At 53.1% G+C, this 16,343-nt stretch carries 14 protein-coding genes; 8 read left to right on the top strand and 6 right to left on the bottom strand.

The window, feature by feature from the left end; all coding sequences use genetic code 11:
• Window positions 1-183 precede the first annotated feature (183 nt).
• The 4 genes from MKX63_RS11900 to MKX63_RS11915 all read left to right on the top strand — a co-directional run bounded on the left by MKX63_RS11900 (window position 184) and on the right by MKX63_RS11915 (window position 7,555).
• Window positions 184-1,170, top strand: a complete 987-nt coding sequence (locus MKX63_RS11900; protein ID WP_340752126.1) for an ABC transporter permease — start codon at window positions 184-186, stop codon at window positions 1,168-1,170.
• Window positions 1,171-1,185: 15 nt separating this feature from the next.
• Complete coding sequence (locus MKX63_RS11905) at window positions 1,186-2,070, top strand: carbohydrate ABC transporter permease (RefSeq protein ID WP_036690583.1); 885 nt, start codon at window positions 1,186-1,188, stop codon at window positions 2,068-2,070.
• Between the two features lie 36 nt (window positions 2,071-2,106).
• On the top strand, window positions 2,107-3,654 hold the full coding sequence (locus MKX63_RS11910) for an ABC transporter substrate-binding protein (protein WP_341017262.1): 1,548 nt from the start codon (window positions 2,107-2,109) through the stop codon (window positions 3,652-3,654).
• Window positions 3,655-3,784: 130 nt separating this feature from the next.
• Entirely contained in the window at window positions 3,785-7,555 is a 3,771-nt protein-coding gene (locus tag MKX63_RS11915) for an Ig-like domain-containing protein (RefSeq protein WP_341017263.1), read from the top strand.
• A 382-nt stretch (window positions 7,556-7,937) separates the two neighbouring features.
• On the opposite strand, the gene MKX63_RS11920 is transcribed toward MKX63_RS11915, so the two are convergent.
• The 4 genes from MKX63_RS11920 to MKX63_RS11935 all read right to left on the bottom strand — a co-directional run bounded on the left by MKX63_RS11920 (window position 7,938) and on the right by MKX63_RS11935 (window position 12,379).
• Window positions 7,938-9,821: an ABC transporter permease gene (locus MKX63_RS11920; RefSeq protein ID WP_341017264.1), complete on the bottom strand. Its 1,884-nt coding sequence runs from the start codon at window positions 9,819-9,821 to the stop codon at window positions 7,938-7,940.
• Window positions 9,793-10,560: an ABC transporter ATP-binding protein gene (locus MKX63_RS11925; RefSeq protein WP_341017265.1), complete on the bottom strand. Its 768-nt coding sequence runs from the start codon at window positions 10,558-10,560 to the stop codon at window positions 9,793-9,795. Before MKX63_RS11925 ends, MKX63_RS11920 begins: the two co-directional genes overlap by 29 nt.
• 116 nt (window positions 10,561-10,676) lie before the next feature.
• Window positions 10,677-11,678 carry a sensor histidine kinase gene (locus MKX63_RS11930; protein ID WP_341017266.1) on the bottom strand — a complete coding sequence of 334 codons (1,002 nt, stop codon included), beginning with the start codon at window positions 11,676-11,678 and terminating at the stop codon, window positions 10,677-10,679.
• Window positions 11,675-12,379, bottom strand: a complete 705-nt coding sequence (locus tag MKX63_RS11935) for a response regulator transcription factor (protein WP_341017267.1) — start codon at window positions 12,377-12,379, stop codon at window positions 11,675-11,677. The genes MKX63_RS11930 and MKX63_RS11935 overlap by 4 nt, the downstream gene beginning before the upstream one ends.
• Before the next feature lie 403 nt (window positions 12,380-12,782).
• Between MKX63_RS11935 and MKX63_RS11940 the strand changes: the two genes are divergently transcribed.
• Window positions 12,783-13,439: a class I SAM-dependent methyltransferase gene (locus tag MKX63_RS11940; RefSeq protein ID WP_341017268.1), complete on the top strand. Its 657-nt coding sequence runs from the start codon at window positions 12,783-12,785 to the stop codon at window positions 13,437-13,439.
• 407 nt (window positions 13,440-13,846) lie between these two features.
• On the opposite strand, the gene MKX63_RS11945 is transcribed toward MKX63_RS11940, so the two are convergent.
• Together MKX63_RS11945 and MKX63_RS11950 are read right to left on the bottom strand one after the other, a co-directional pair.
• Window positions 13,847-14,812 (bottom strand): MBL fold metallo-hydrolase, encoded by a 966-nt coding sequence (locus MKX63_RS11945; protein ID WP_341017269.1) that lies wholly within the window; start codon window positions 14,810-14,812, stop codon window positions 13,847-13,849.
• 89 nt (window positions 14,813-14,901) lie between these two features.
• On the bottom strand, window positions 14,902-15,477 hold the full coding sequence (locus MKX63_RS11950; protein ID WP_341017270.1) for a DUF6609 family protein: 576 nt from the start codon (window positions 15,475-15,477) through the stop codon (window positions 14,902-14,904).
• 239 nt (window positions 15,478-15,716) lie between these two features.
• Between MKX63_RS11950 and MKX63_RS11955 the strand changes: the two genes are divergently transcribed.
• From MKX63_RS11955 to MKX63_RS11965, 3 genes are read left to right on the top strand one after another with little or no spacing between them, the layout of a single operon-like run.
• Complete coding sequence (locus tag MKX63_RS11955) at window positions 15,717-15,875, top strand: thiazolylpeptide-type bacteriocin (protein WP_339219785.1); 159 nt, start codon at window positions 15,717-15,719, stop codon at window positions 15,873-15,875.
• 58 nt (window positions 15,876-15,933) lie between these two features.
• On the top strand, window positions 15,934-16,092 hold the full coding sequence (locus tag MKX63_RS11960; RefSeq protein ID WP_036732414.1) for a thiazolylpeptide-type bacteriocin: 159 nt from the start codon (window positions 15,934-15,936) through the stop codon (window positions 16,090-16,092).
• Between the two features lie 55 nt (window positions 16,093-16,147).
• A complete protein-coding gene (locus tag MKX63_RS11965; protein WP_339219784.1) occupies window positions 16,148-16,306 on the top strand; it encodes a thiazolylpeptide-type bacteriocin in 159 nt (52 codons plus the stop codon).
• The last annotated feature ends 37 nt before the right edge of the window (window positions 16,307-16,343 follow it).

The raw sequence follows: 16,343 nt of genomic DNA on the forward strand, positions 1-16,343 counted from the left end.
TGTGCCGCGCAGGAGTTCGTTCCCCGCTAGATAGTAATCTGGCAACAATACAGCCCGGCTTTACAGCATTCTTGCAATTGTACAGTAACGCAGAGGCCTGATTCTGCGCTATGTTAGTCGTGCAAAGCCTGGGACACAGGCACACAGCTGCAGCTAAGGAAGGAAAGGAAGGGGCTTAAGGTTATGTTGAATAAGGTTCCGCTGGCGGAACAGCAGGCAAGTTCAGGAGCGCTGCCGGCCACGCGCAGACAATCCTGGCTCCGCAGGGAGCTGGCCCATTTCAAAAGCAACCGGGAGCTGTTTCTGCTCTCGCTGCCGGGATTGCTGTACAAATTGATTTTCGCGTATATTCCGATGATTGGTCTGATTATCGCCTTCAAGAATTACAGGTATGATCTCGGGATCTTCGGCAGCAAATGGGTCGGGCTGGACAACTTCCGTTATTTGTTCACTACGGACACGGCGTGGCGGATTACAAGGAATACGGTTCTGTATAACACCGCCTATATTCTGATAGGTACCTCAGCGGCGCTGCTGCTGGCTATTCTGATGAATGAGATCAAGGCTAAGTGGAGCAAGTTCTATCAGACGGCCTTGTTTCTACCCCATTTCCTGTCGTGGGTACTTGTGGGCTATGTGGCTTATGCCTTCTTGAACCACTCGGACGGCTTCATCAACCGCACGCTGGAATCCTTCGGGCTGAATCCGGTGAGCTGGTATCAGAATCCCGGACCCTGGCCGGTCATTCTGATTCTGGTTCAATTGTGGAAAGTGGTGGGGTTCAACACGCTGATTTATTTTGCGGGCATTATTGGCATTAACAGTGAGTATTACGAGGCGGCGCGGATCGACGGGGCAACCAAGCGGCAAATGGCCTTCAAAATCACGATCCCGCTGATGGCCCCAATCATTATTATTATGCTGATTCTGTCGATCGGCAATATGTTCCGCGGGGATTTCGGCCTGCATTATTTCATCCCGAATAACTCCGGTTTTCTCTATGGCTCTACGGATATCATTGATACTTATGTGTACCGTGCGCTGCGTGAGGTCGGCAATGTGAGCATGTCTGCGGCTACCGGGTTCTATCAGTCGGTTGTCGGTCTGGTGCTGGTACTGACGGCTAACGGAATTGTGCGCAAGGTCGATCCCGATAATTCCCTGTGGTAAGGAGGTGCCCGAAGCGTGGGCAAAAAATTTGAATTCTCGAAGCTGTTCATTAATCTGCTGTTTATCGTGCTGTCGCTGGTGGTGATTCTGCCATTCCTGCTGGTCATCGTGGTCTCGCTGACGGATGAGAAGTCGCTGACCGAGAACGGGTACCAGTTCATTCCTTCATCCTTCAGTCTGGATGCCTACCGCTATCTGCTGGACGCTCCTGATATTCTGCTCCGGGCTTATGGCGTTACGTTCACGGTGACGATTATCGGCGCGCTGGCCGGACTGCTGCTGACCGCGATGACCGCCTACGTGATTTCAAGGCAGGATTACCGGTATAACCGGGCGACGACGTTCTATGTATTTTTCACCATGCTGTTCAGCGGGGGACTTGTTCCCTCGTACATCCTAATTACGCAATACCTGCATTTGAAGGATAGCCTGCTGGCGCTGATTCTGCCGATTCTGCTGTCGCCGTTCAACATTATGGTCATGAAGGGCTTCATGTCCAAAATTCCGCTGGAGATCATTGAGTCGGCCAAAATCGACGGGGCGCGGGAATTCCGCATTTTCTTCCGGATCATCCTGCCGCTGTCCACTCCGGCGCTGGCGACGCTGGGTCTGCTGATCTCCTTCACCTACTGGAACGAATGGTTCAACGCGATGCTGTACATTGATGATCCGAACAAGGTGCCGCTGCAGCTGCTGCTGGTGCGGACGCTGAACAGTATTGAGTTTCTGACGACGAACTCGGAATTCACCGGGCAGCTTGGCATTGACCTGTCGAGTTTTCCGAACAGCTCGGCCCGGATGGCGATTGCAGTACTGGCCGGCGGACCGATGCTGGTCATCTTCCCGTTTTTTCAGCGGTTTTTCGTCAAAGGGCTTACGGTTGGCTCCCTAAAGGGTTAACATACAATCATGTACAAAGTACAGGAGGTCACTCACATGAAAAAAGGGCTGGTTGGCGTATTGGCATCTGTAATGCTGGCTGCATCTGTGCTGTCAGGCTGCGGGGGCAACAATAATGGCGGCACGAATGCCGGGAAAGGTACGGAAGGCGGCGGAACGGATGCCGCGCAAAGTGCGGCTCCTGAATCGGGAAATGCAAGCGGGCTGAAGCCGGTAGAATTGACCTGGTACTATCCGCTGTCCCAGCTTCAGGCCGATCAGGATAAAGTGCAGGAGGAAGTAAACAAGCTTACGAAGGCCAAGATTAACGCCACTGTCAAGCTGATGCCTGTAGCGATCGGGGATTACGTGCAGAAGATGAACACCGTGCTTGCAGCGGGCGAGAAGTTCGATATTCTCTGGACCGGTTATATGCTGAAGCCGGAGGAGCTGGTGCGCAAGGGTGCGATCCAGCCGCTGGATAAGCTGCTTGAGGAGTATGCGCCGGAGCTGAAGAAGGAGGTGCCGCAGGTGATGTGGGATGGCCTCTCGGTGGACGGGGAGATCTACGGCATTCCGAACCAGCAGATTAACGGTTCCCGGTACGGCTTCATCATCCAGAAGCGCTTCGCTGACAAGTATAAACTTGACACCGCTTCCATCAAAAAAATCGCAGACATCGAGCCGTTCCTGGCCCAGATTAAGCAGAACGAGAAGGATATCATTCCGTTTGGCGTATTCGGCACTTCCTTCATCAATCCGCAGTCGCATGACGACAAGTACTGGGTAGTTCCGGGTCTGGATGACCATTTCTATATTAAGACAGATGATCCTTCCTATACGCTCCAGCGGTACCCGGAAGAAGAACTGGACAATTTCCGGCTGGCCAGCAAGTGGTATAAGGATGGCTATATTTACAAGGATGCCGCTACTGAAAAAGCGAATGATTACCTCGCCAAAGGCCAGCTTGCAGTCGATTTCAACGTGACCCTGAAGCCGGGCGTTGAGGCTGAGGTGAAGGCCAAAAACGGCGGCAATGACGTCATCACTGTACCGCTCAGCGACTGGTTCTCCAACGGTTATTCGGCTACCACCAACCAATCGATCAGCCGTACCGCCCCTAATCCGGAGCGTGCGATGATGTTCCTGAATCTGGTGAATACCGACAAGGAGCTGTACAATCTGCTCTGTAACGGGATTGCCGGTGAGCATTATGATAAGGCAGAGGGAGAGTACATCAAGGCCAAAGCGGATTCCCGCTATCTGCCGAATATGGACTGGGTGTTCGGCAGCGTATTCAACTCCTACCTGAAGGAAGGACAGCCGGAGAATGTATGGGAAGAGACCAAGAAGATCAATTCCGATTCCGAGGTGAACCCGGTCGGTGCCTTCAAGTTCAATTCCGAGCCGGTGAATACCGAAATCGCCAATCTGAATGCGGTGTGGGGGGAATATAAGCGGGGACTTGTGACCGGTACGCTTGATTTTGAAGAAACCTGGCCTACCCTCTATGGCAAGCTGAAGGAAGCGGGCGAAGAGAAGTATGTGGCTGAGGTTACTAAGCAGTTTGAACAATTTCTGAAGGATAAAGGTCTGAAGAAATAAGGTGTAAGGAAACAGAATAGATCTGCACGGCTGAGGAGAACCGAAAGAAACCTGCTGCTCATGAGGGGCTTCGCCAGGCTTAAGCTGGCGTAAGCCCCTACATCCCAAGTTGAAAGGAAGAGGAGCCTTGGTGAAAAAACATTTGCTTGCCGCCTTTGCAGCCAGTCTGCTGTTGATGCCGTCTCTGCCGTTTGAAGCCCCTGTCTATGCGGAGGGGGGAACGTCCGGGACGGCTTTTTATGTAGCCACAAATGGAAGCGATTCCAATGCCGGGACGCTGAATGCCCCATTCAAGAGTCTTGAAAAGGCGCGCGATACGATCCGTACGCTGAAGGCGGAGGAGGGATTGCCTGAGGGCGGGGTTACCGTGTATCTGCGGGAAGGAAGGTATGAGCGGACCAGCAGCTTCGAGCTGCGGGAGCAGGATTCCGGCGAGGCAAATAAGCCCATCACGTACACGGCTTATCCGGGGGAAGAGGTTACGCTGTCGGGGTCGGAGAAGATCGAGAAGTCAGCGTTCGTTCCAGTAACGGACAACGCGGTGCTCAGCCGGATCATCAGCACTGAAGCGAGAACGAAGGTGCTGGTGGCGGATCTGGCGGATCTCGGGATTACCGATTACGGTGAGCTCAGCCGCCATGGCTATTATCTGGCTAATGATCTGAGCAAGGTCCCGCCGATGGAGCTGTATGTAGCCGGAGAGGGCATGACGCTGGCCCGCTGGCCGAATGAAGGCACGGTCCAGATGGATGAGATTCTCGATCCCGGCCCGACCCGCAAGGACCCGAACGGGGAGGTGCATACACGCGGCGGCACCTTCACCTATACGTACGACCGGCCCCAATACTGGACACAGGCCGACGACATCTGGCTGGACGGGATCTTCGGCTACAGCTGGGAGTGGTCGTATAACAAGATTGCTTCCATTGATACGGCCGCCAAAAGCATCACCCTCCGCTACGGCGAGATGAGCGGTATCTTCAAAAACTGGTACCCGGATTTCCACTTCGCGCAGAACCTGCTGGAGGAGATCGATATGCCCGGTGAATATTACATTGACCGCCAAGCCGGGAAGCTGTATTTTCTGCCGAATGCCGGATTTGCCGCCTCAGCGGACCCGGACATTGAAGTCACGATGCTGAAGACACCGATGATCAATGCATTGAACGCCTCGTACATCGACTTCTCGGAGCTGGTGCTGGAGAACGGCCGCGATTCGGCGGCGGTGTTCATGGGCGGCAAGCAGCTGCGTATCCTGAACAGCGAGATCCGCAATTTCACCAACAGCGGAGTGCTGGTCAACACCCAGAGCCGGTTTTACTACAATAATTTTGAAGGGGCACCGGGGACAGACCATGCTATTCTCAGCACCCATATCCATCATATCGGGGGGACTGCGGTTACGCTGGCCGGAGGCAACAAAACCACGCTTGCGCCGGGGAACAACAGGGTAGAGAATTCGCATATTCACGATTTTGCCTATTATCACAAAGCCTATAATCCCGGTGTATTGCTGTCGGGCGTGGGCAACCGCATGTCGCACAATGAGCTGCATGACGCGCCGCATCCCGGCGTGCTGATCTTCGGCAATGACCATACTGTGGAATATAACGAGATCTATGATGTATGCACAACCTTCTCCGATCTCGGAGCGATCTACATGAACGCAGGGGAGCAGCCCCATGAGCGGGGCACGGTGATCCGGCGCAACTATTTCCATAACATCGGCGAGAGTAAAGCGGGGGTAGAGGGCGTGTATCCCGACAACTTCACGATGGGACTGGCGATCGACGAGAATATTTTCTACAAGATGGGCAATTCGGCGATTAAAAATAACGGCGGTTCCCATATTCTGACCCGCAACAATATCTTCATAGACAGCAAAATTCCGTATGACTATGCGGATATGTTCCTGGGCGATGAGCCGGATGATCAGGTGCCGCTGAATTACATGCCGAAGTGGCAGGCCTTGTTCGCGGCAAATAATAACTTCGTCGGAACGCCTTACCTGGCCAAATATCCCGAGCTGGCGGATTTCTTCACGGAGAACCGTTATTATCCTGACACCAACACGTTCCAGGGCAATGTCATTTATAATCCGTCGGTTCCGCGCAGTGTAACCACCAATGTGTATGGCGCGTACGACAAATTCGGGCTGGTCCAGTATGCGAATAACTGGGTGACTGCGGGTGATCCCGGCTTCACCGATCTGGCGGGAGGCGATCTGTCGCTGCGGCCGGATGCGGACGTATATGATATGATTCCCGGCTTCCCGGAAATTCCGTTTGCTGAGATCGGCGTTATCGGTAAGGCAGGCACGACAGCCGGTGCGGACAGCTATCCCGTGCAGGGGGTAAGTGTCTATGACAGCGAGATTACTGTAGACCGCTGGAAAATGGTGAAGCTGCGCACGGCGGTTCTCCCCTGGAATGCGGATAATCCCGCCTTGACCTTCACTTCGGCGGATCCTGGGGTTGCGGCTGTAGATAGTGGAGGTGTTGTTACCGGCCGGACGGTTGGGACTACGGTGATTACGGTAGCTTCAGTGGAAAATCCGCTGCTGAGTGCTACGGTTACGGTTCACGTGGAGACGGGCGATGGCGTGATGGACTACACGGATTTCGAGTCCGGCGCGAACGGCTGGCTGCAGGATGCCAACCGCAGCATCGAGAAGCTCGGCACGAACCGCTGGTATAAGATTCTGAATGGAGCCTCCGCCCTTAGCCCCAAATCCTTCTCGGCCTATGAGCTGAGCTTCAAGCTAAAAACCCCGGCGGTGATGGGCGATAACGCGACTCTGTATATCTTCGACCGTCAGGCCGGAAGCGGCTCTACCCGGATCGGCTATAAGACCCGAGCGGACGGAAGCTCTTCCTGGCTGCTGTACAATTCCGCCTGGACCGTGCTGAAGGAAGTCAAGCTGCCGGGACATGACCTGCAGCCGGACACCGAATATGCGGTCCGCATGCTGGTGAAGGGCGGCGACATCAGCGTCTATCTGGACGGAGCGTTCCGCCTGAAGGGCAATGACCCGGGGCATAATGCGGAAGGGAAGGTCGGCTTCTATGTCGCGGGTGTCAGCCAGATGCACTTCGATGACATCCAGTTTAAGGAGCTGACTACTACGCTGGCCGGGATTATCCCCGCAGAGAATAACGTGCGTCTGGCCGCCGGAGAGCAACGGCAACTGCAAGTTTCCTTCGATCCTGCGGATACGCCGGATACAGGGCTGACCTGGCAGTCCGCCAACCCGGCGGTAGCAACAGTCGATCAGACCGGAGTGGTCAGCGCTGTGTATGAAGGGGATACGGTAATCACCGCTACGTCGTTGGTGAATCCGCAGATCAAAGCCGATATTGCCATAACGGTCTCCAATATCATGCATGAGACGGATTTCGAGCACGGCGGCAACGGCTGGCCGGTCGACCCTAACCGCAGCATTGCCGCTGACCCGGACGGCAACCGCAGATATAAGCTGCTGAATGGCGCGACCGGACTGCTCGACCGCAGCTTCACTTCCTATCAGCTGGAGTTCAAGCTGAAGACACCATCTGTGATGCCGGATAACGGCATCCTGTATATCTTCGACCGCCAGGACAGCAGCGGATCGACCCGGATCGGCTACCGGACCCGGGCAGACGGATCTTCGGCCTGGATCTTGTATGACACGGCCTGGCAGAAGCTGACCGAGACGGTGCTGCCGGGACATGACCTGCAGCCGGATACGGAGTACGCGGTGAAGGTAACGGCGAAGGGCGGGGACATCGCTGTAACCGTGGACGGCGCACCAAGGCTCTCCGGCAGCGATCCGGGCCACCGCCCGTCCGGCAAGGTCGGCTTCTACACCAGCGGCTTCGCCTACATGCTGTTCGACGATATTGTCTTCTCGGTTCTGCCTTAAGTCTTAGCGGAAAGAGGGAGCTGTCCCAAAAGTGACAGCTCCTTTTATTGCGGGAATTATGTAAGCGGAAAACAGCATACATTTGCTGACGCGCAGGCCTGAGAACCGAATATATGTAGAAAACAGCATACAATGGGCTTGCTGAAGGCGCGAGGAGCCAAATGTATGTGGAAAACAACATACAATGGGCTCGCTGAAGGCGCGTGGGGCCAAATGTATGTGGAAAACAGCATACATTTGCACTCACGCAGGTGTGAGGCCCGAATCGGAGCTTCCCCACTCCCCCAAGTGTTCACGTTGAATTTGCTCCAGCATAAAGAGCTATCCCAAGCAGCCGTTTCATGGCTTTTGGGACAGCCCCTTGTTTGTGTTTTGCGGGCTTTTATCCGGCCAAGGCCGACCGGATTTGTCTCGTGTAGAACAAACGGACAATGAGGAAGTACATAACTTGGATGAGAAAGAACAGACCCAGCACAAGCAGAGATTCCCTGAACAGGGAATACTGGAACATATGGGACAGTGCTGTAAGGGCGACGGCTCCATGGATAAGAGCGACTACAATAGGGGCGAAGAAGAGCAGGCCGATCTGGCGGTTCAATATGCGACCCAGTTCTTTGTGGCTCAGCCCCAGCTTAGAAATCGCCTTGAACTTCAGCTTATCCTCATCCAGATCACTGTACAGACGGAAATAGAGGAAGCTGCCGGCGGAGACGAAGAAGACGATCCCGACAAAAAGTCCTATGAACATCAGCGGGCCAAAGTAATCATTAATTCTGGAGGTCTCATATTCCAGCGCATAGAAATTATAGAATTCATTATAGGGGAGCTTGTTCGTCAGCCGCTGCCCTATACTCTCAATCCCTGGCTGTCCAATCTCCCCGAGCCACGCGTAATAATGGCTTACCTTGAGCGGCTGGGCGAGCCGGGCCATCCATTCGTCGGAGACGACATAATACCCGCTGACCGCCCGGAGCGCCGCAGAGACGACGGCCTGATCCGCCTCGATTACAGCCCCTGACTGCAGCTTTACCGGCTGGTTAAGCAGCTCTTCCCCCTTGCGGGACAGTCCGAAATCCACAATGGCCGCCTTCCCGCTGTTCAGCCGGATGGGCTTCATTCCCATTTGCTCCGCCAGGCGGTTATATTCCGATTGCTTCACCAGAATCAGTGACCGGCCCCCGTCCGCGGTCTTGTAATAGCTCAGCGCCAGACCTGTTCTGCCTGCTGTAATCCCGGCCTTGAGCAGGCTCTCGTCAATCAGCTGGATATGGGCCTTTGCCTTGCTGTCTCCTTGTGCAGACAGATAGGTGAACAGATAAGGATTCTTTTCCTTAAGCGCCCCGTTCAGCATGGACTGAAATCCGTAGAGGGTTCCTATAGCGCTGAAAGAAACAGTAGAGATAATAGCCACCAGGAAGAACGAGCGGGCATTATCCTTCATACGGAAGGAGAGATCTGAGAGCAGCAGCATATTGGTTCTGCGCCAGAACAGCCCCTCCCGCGCCTTCAGCTCCCGGATCAGGTAGACGCTTAGCTGTGTAAACAGCAGATAGGTGCCGATGATCACCATAACGGCAACGGGCACGAGCATCAGCATTACATTTAGTCCGCTGGTCCGCAGCGCCAGGAAGTAGCCGCTTCCCAGCAGCAGGACCACCAGCAGAGACAACAGAATAGAGGCCTTTGGCTCCGGTTTGGGTTGACGGCTTGCCTTGATGAGCGTAATCAGCTTGCCGCTGCGCAGCACCGCCGAAATGAAGAGGGAGATAAGGGCGAACAGCAGCATGAAGGAAATCAGGGTCAGCACAATCGCCTTCACCGGGAAATAGAACAACAGACGCTCATGAAGGGAAAGCACACGCTCTCCGGCAAGCAGAATCCCCTTGGCAAAAATCACGCCGAGCCCGATGCCGCTGACCGTAGCCCCCGCCCCGATCATCATATTCTCCAGGAAAATCATCCGCCGCAGCTGGCGGGTAGTCATGCCATGCATCATCATCAGCCCGAACTCCCGTTTTCGCGATTGCAGAAAGGAGCTCATAGAGTACAGCACGAAGAAAAAGGAAAACACATAAATAATCCATTTGGCGACCGAAAGCGCCAGAGCAGCGCTGGATTGGAGACGGTCTGCGCTGAATACCGGATGATAGGCGAAGATGGAGAAGGTGAAGAAGACCATTACCGTAAACATGCTGCTGAGAAAATAGGCGGTGTACAGCCGTTTGTTCCGGGTGACATTACGGAATGCGAACTGGCGGAACGTCATGGCTATACCCCCCTAACAGCGAAAGTGTATCAATGATTTTCTGGAAAAAGCTCTGGCGGTTGTCCCCGCGGTGGATCTCTGTATAGAATCGGCCATCCTTAATGAAGACCACACGGTGACAATAGCTGGCCGCAACAGCGTCATGCGTCACGAGCATCATGGTGGTTCCCTGCTGTTCGTTGATTGTCTCCAGCAGATTCATCACATCCCTGGCTGCACCCGAATCCAGATTGCCGGTAGGCTCATCCGCCAGCAGCAGCTTCGGAGAGTGAATCATCGCTCTGGCGACCGCTGTCCGCTGGGCTTGACCGCCCGAGATCTCATAGGTACGCTTCTTCATAATGTCTTCAATGCCCAGCTTCCTCGCAATCTCCTGCGCCTTCTGCCTCATCACACGCACCTTTGTTCCATCCAGTGTGAGCGGAAGCACGATATTCTCTTCCACCGTCAAGGTGTTCAGCAGGTTGAAATCCTGAAAGACAAAGCCCAGCTCGCGGCGGCGGAATACCGCCAGTTCATTTTTGTCCAGCGTGCCGGTGTCCTTCCCGCCAATCACAATGCTTCCTGTGGTCGGAGCATCAACGGTGGCAATCAGATTCAGCAGCGTGGTTTTGCCGCTTCCCGATGGACCCATAATCCCTACGAATTCTCCGGACTCTATCGTTAGATCAATGTTGGTCAACGCCCGGTAGGCTACGTTTCCTTCATATATTTTACTGACCTGTTGTACCTCCAGCATAGGGTTCTCTCCTTCTCTGTATAAGCAATAGAATGGTTGTAGGACCACTATAGCGGAGACAGCAGCCGTGCAGCTATCGATTAAGATTTCACTTTTATTACACGCTTGTAAGGTAGCTAAGGCTGGGCCGTCAAAATAATCCTGATTACCGTTCCCTCACCAGCCGCCGATTCCAGCTCAAGCCGGTGTCCGAGGCGGTCGGCCGCCTCTTTGGTCAAGTACAGTCCCATTCCCGTAGATTCCCGCAGTCCCCGCCCGTTGTCACCGGTGAAAAAGGGGCCGAACACCCGCTTGTGATCGGACTTTGGAATGCCGATGCCGTGATCCTTCACTTCAATGACCGCGTGTGCTCCCCTGAGATAGCAGGATACCGTAACCTTCTGACCGTTACCGGTCTTGTCCGCTGCTGCGGAATATTTGATGGCGTTGCTTATGAGTTGGGACAGCATGAAGAACAGCCACTTCTCATCGCTCTGGGCAGTAATGCCGGGAGAGGAGACCTTCACTTCGGGAAAGATAGAGTTGCGGATGAAGAGCCGCTTGTGATCATGGACCACCTCGCTTACCAGCTTCGGCAGGACCACAGGCTTAATGTGAAAATCCTGTTCAAACGCCCGCAGCCTGGCCATGTACAGCACAGTGTGCAATCCCCGCCGCATAAGCTCCAGCTCCTCCCGGATGCTGGCAGCCTCCGGCTCGTCAAGGTTCTGTACAGTCAGCTCGATCACCGACAGCGGGGTCTTCATCTGATGCACCCACTGGTCTATGAAGGTTAGGTGTTGCTCCTGCTGGAGCTTCACCGCAGTGAGCTGTTGCTGATAATGGCGGTACTGAGAGTGCAGGAGCTGCTCCAGCGCCTTAGAGGCAGGCTGGTCCTCCAGGATCTGGAAGGATTCGTCCAGTGCCTCCAGCGGTCTGCTGAGCCGGAGATAATAACGCCGCCTGCTGATATATTGATAGATCAGATAGCAGCCGAGAAAGAAGAAGCCTATGAAGACTGCATAGAGCGCGGTGGGCAGATCACGGTAGCCGTCGAGCCAGTAAATAGACAATATAGCAGCGAATTGCATCAGCTGAACTGCGAATAATAGCGCGTGCTCCCGGATAAACAGCTTCATGGCTTAGCCTCGGTCCAGCTTGGGTTCAGCCGGTAGCCCGAACCTCTGACTGTAAGCACGGCATCGTGCAGCCCAAGCTCCTGAAATTTCTTCCGTACCCGCGCAATATTCACATTCAGCGTGTTCTCATCCACAAATGCCTCCGGGTCCCACAGCTTCTCCAGCAGGGCTTCCCGGCTGGCCATCCGCGGATAACGCTCCATCAGGCTCTGGGTGAGATCCGCTTCCTTACGGGTTAGGCTCACGGCCGACTGTTCATACTGCAACTCGAGCCGTTCCAGATAGAGCTTAAGCCCTTCCTTCTCCAGCATTAGCTCCTCGCGTTTTGCCGCATATTCCCCGTAGGCCCGGCGGAGGTGGCTATGGATTTTGGCCAGTACAATCCCGGAGTGAAAGGGCTTCGTAATATAATCATCCCCGCCGTTCTCCAGCGCCATAATCTGGTCCATCTCCCCGTCCCGCGCCGAAATGAACAGCACAGGGCAAGTGGAGACCTTGCGGATCTGCCGGCACCAGTAATAACCGTCATAGCTGGGCAGATTCACATCCAGCAGCACCAGCTCCGGTCCCATCTCCTCGAATTCCTGCAATACCAGGCGAAAGTCTCTGACCCTGACGACCTCATATCCGTACTTCTCAACAGCCGAGTGCAGCAAGTCTGCAATCTTCGGATCATCTTCTACAATCATGATTCTGGACATCTTCACGGCTCTCCTTGTCTTGTTCAGTTAAGTACATATATAACACGGGTGAGGGTGTAAGGGAAGTTAGGGGGAGTCAGAGTGGGTGGAAGCGGCTATACGATGGGCTCACTGCCCTGCACCAGCAACTTTTATTATACTCATTCTGTGCCTGGAGACAGACATAGAGGATCGCTTACCATTTAGGACAGGGAGTTAATGAGAGTATAACGGCCCGGAATCTTTTTATGAAAGGAAACCATATGCTAAATCACCTGTTTTCACTTGCTGTACAACCTGTGCTGTGGCAACGAAGCGTTGAACCCTTTTGGAATGACGGGCATATCTCGAAGAAAATGCTGGAAGCACATCTGAATCCGGACTGGGAAGCGGCGAGCCGCAGGCACTGCATATTGACTGTTCAGTGAAGTGGATTAGCGGTCTGATCCTGCCGGGGAGCCGTATTCTTGACCTTGGCTGTGGACCTGGACTCTATACCAAGCGTCTCTCTGAACAGGGATATAACGTAACGGGGCTTGATTTCTCAAGCCGCTCCATCGCCTATGCCCAAGAGCAGGATACGCGGAGCCGGTACATCTATCAGAATTATTTAGAGCTGGATTATTCGGAAGCGTTCGATATGATTACCTTGATTTATTGTGATTATGGCGCACTTACACAGAGTGAGCGGTACACTCTGCTGGGCAAGCTGCACCGTGCGTTAAAGCCTGGGGGTTTGTTTATTATGGATGTATTTACGCATCAGACGATTCAGAGTAAGAAGGATAGCACTTCGTGGTCGGTTCAGCCAGACGGAGGCTTTTGGAATGCTGAACCGCATGTATGTCTCGAAGCGTCTTATTTCTTCGAGGAGCATACCGTGGAGGCCCGTCAGACCGTCATCCTTACCGATCATAGGCTGCATCATTATTTGATCTGGAACACGGTGTTTACACAGGAGACCCTTGCGGAGGAAGTGTTGCCTTGGGGATTCCAGCTGGACAGTGTTTACGATGATAGCTGCGGCAGTCCGTATACGGGGGGAGCAGACACACTATGTTTTGTACTTAGGAAGGGATAGCTTGCATAGAGAAAAACAAGAAAAGAAGGGATATGCTCTTCTTTTCTTGTAGTTTAGGAAATTATGACTACCACATAGGTATGTGGGCCAAATCTATGCTCTAAAGCCAATAACATTTATAGAGGAATTTTGCAAAAAGTGCAAGAATATTGCACCATAGAAGCAGTCTCTGCTGAAATCCTGCAAGCAATGCAACAAATTCAGCGTTAACTTGCTCTAAACACTTGAATTTGTGCAAATCATGCAACATTGTACTTCAGTCAGTAACATTTATAAAGGAATCCTGCAAAATGTGCAACAATGCTGTTCCTCACAAGCGACCGATAAAAGAAGGCGCCAGCATTATTCATCCGGAGGTTGATTTTGTTCCCTCTACTGGTTACACGATATACGCCGAATGCTCTCTGTTATTCCCCTGAAGCAGTAATCAGGCCATAGAGCTTATTCAAATTTGTCTTGAAATAGGTTGTGAAATACCAAGCGCGGTATTCTTCGGGGATTTCGATCTCTTCAATACTCTGCTGATTCTGAACGGCTTCGGTCACGATGGCGATCATCCTGCTTATGTACCCTTTCACCGCATGAAGCTGTTGCAGGGAGCAGACCTCACCATGCCCCGGTATAATCGTCTCCACGTCCAGCGATTCAATCTGCTCCAAAATATGCAGCCACTCCTGAGGGTTGGCATTAGCCAGCACCGGATGGTGGTTCGAGAGCACAAGATCCCCGATAATGAGCACTTTATCTTCCGGGAGGTACACAATAGCATCGCTCTGCGTGTGCCCTCCGCCATATGTAATGAGCTGAGCGCTGCGGTTGCTGCCGTGAAGGGTCATGTGCTGGTCAAAAGTGATCGTCGGTACCGTATGCACCAGCTGCGGCAGCATATTCACAAATTCACGGTCTGTTGCATTCTCCCAGGCCATTTCCTGTTGCAGCTTAGGATCCGTCTCCTGCGCACATTGCAATTCTGCCTCTCTGATCGCCTCTAGCATCTTCTCTCTGTTGTTCTGGTATTGGGCTACCCGGTCTCTGGCGAATGTATTCATCGTCTCACGGGTGCCGGATGTTGCAATCAGCTGAGCACCAGGCACAAACACCTGATTGCCAGTGGTATGATCGCTGTGCCAGTGTGTGTTGATCACATAGGATACAGGGTTCCCTGTGAGATGCTCAGCCGCAGCCTTCAAATCCTGAGCCGCCTCCAGCGTCGCGAATGTGTCTACCACCAGCGTGAGTCCCCCCAGGTCAATAATGGCCGCGTTTGCGAGTGAGCCTGTGCCTGGAACCGCAACCGCTGCAACGGTGCTATCTGCAATATATTGCAGACGGAAATGCCTGGAGCCTTGAAATGATTCAATCCTGTTGAGCATAGTAATCTCTCCCTTCCAACATGGGAATATACTATACGCTATCTCAGTCTGTTAGACAATATTTTTCTGGATTTCCATTTGATCTCCGTTTAGTTGGCGATATTCGAAGAGCCTGCGAACGGTTCTGCAGCAGCCGGGCGGCCAGACAAGAGCAGCAGAGTCCCCCAGAGCACTTTGGCAGCAAGATCCACATAGACCAGGGTGTGAAAAGACAGCTCAGGCCACACCATCCCCGCCACAGCATTAGCGCTTAGCAGGACAGCCAGCAGAAGCATGGAACGTCCATGCACCCAGGCCATCGGAATGAAATGAAGACCTATTGCCAAAAAAGCCCCCAGCCAGACCATCCGGTAATTGCCGTCCCCGAAGTGAGGACCGCCTACCAGCACCATAATCACGAACATTAGAAGGATAGAGTAGAGAGTCATCTTGCCCTGAAAGGCCGTTTGCGGTCCGTAGGACAGCTTGCGGCTGACCGTTTTGCCGGTCAGGATCCAGAAAAAACCGGCCATATACCCGAGTGAAAATACCGGCATGGAGATCAGCTGCGCTCCCCCCGCAAGCAGCCCCGCAAACAGGATGGCGGCCACCCAGATGAGCCACAATCCGCACACTCTTTTATTCAGATAGCTTCTGCTCCGTACTTGTCTTCCGTCTGCCTTCATTGTCTTCTTCCCCTTATGGATATATTTGTTGAGCTTTATCAGTATTGACACCTGAATGAGCGTGTTAACCCGCAAAAAACCTGCAGCCGCACCGCAATTTATTTGTGGGAATTACTGGAATGGTAGTCGGTGAAGGCTTGAATAAGCTGTGATACTCTTACTTCAGAAAGAAAATAACCACTGAAACGGAGCGCCTGATAAGCAGCATTCCGGACGGACTGAAGGAGGTGAAGTAACCTATGAAACCATTCGAAAAAGAGCTTGAAGATCTGGACCTGGAGCTGATTGAACTCGATCAGGTGGAAGCCATTCCATCGACAGCCGCAACCAGCGGCAGCGGCAGTTCATCCACCTGCGGATCATCATCATGTTCGTCATGTTCCTCTTCCTGCGCGTAAGACAGACCGATTCACAAGAATACTTAAACACTAATTTTATGAAAAGGATGATGAAAAAATGAAGGATTTAAACAAAGAACTGGAAGATCTGGACCTGGAACTGATTGAACTTGAGCAAGTGGAAGCTATTCCGTCAACAGCGGCAACCAGCGGCAGCGGCAGCTCCTCAACCTGCGGTTCGTCCTCATGCTCGTCGTGTTCTTCTTCCTGTGCTTAAGATTAACAGTATCGTAATGATAATAAAATACTAATTATGAAAAGGATGATAAATCATGAAAGATTTGAATAAAGAACTGGAAGATCTGGACCTGGAGCTGATTGAACTGGATCAAGTGGAGGCTATTCCGTCAACGGCGGCATCCAGCGGAAGCGGGAGCTCTTCCACCTGCGGCTCGTCGTCATGTTCGTCGTGTTCCTCTTCCTGTGCCTAATTGTTAGCTAAACCATGGATGGGGCGGCATCAGCCGC

Origin of the sequence: Paenibacillus sp. FSL R7-0179 (assembly GCF_038002265.1) — a bacterium.
Lineage (GTDB): Bacteria > Bacillota > Bacilli > Paenibacillales > Paenibacillaceae > Paenibacillus_AQ.